Source organism: Citrobacter sp. EC_71 (genome assembly GCF_019584005.1).
Classification (GTDB): Bacteria; Pseudomonadota; Gammaproteobacteria; order Enterobacterales; family Enterobacteriaceae; genus Citrobacter; species Citrobacter werkmanii.
Genome location: NZ_VDAY01000122.1, coordinates 1 through 205, shown reverse-complemented (window position 1 = coordinate 205; position 205 = coordinate 1). Strand labels below are relative to the sequence as shown.

1 protein-coding gene is annotated in these 205 nt (G+C 64.4%); it reads left to right on the top strand.

Going from position 1 to position 205, the window contains the following annotated elements:
* Positions 1-205 (top strand): Ig-like domain-containing protein (locus FHD02_RS24310; protein ID WP_220394404.1); only part of this gene is annotated, 205 nt, incomplete at both ends.

Sequence of the window (205 nt, the reverse complement as noted above, 5' to 3'; positions counted from 1 at the left end):
GATAACCAGACCCGCGACACCACGCCGGGCTTTGCCATCACCACGGATAAAGACGCCGTGAGCATGATGGTGAGCATTGACGGCGGCACCCCGGTGGCGGCGACGAAGGACGCGGCCGGACAGTGGCATATCACATCCGGCGGGCTGGCCGACGGCGACCACAGCATTGTGGCGACGGTGACCGATATTGCCGGCAATACAGCGA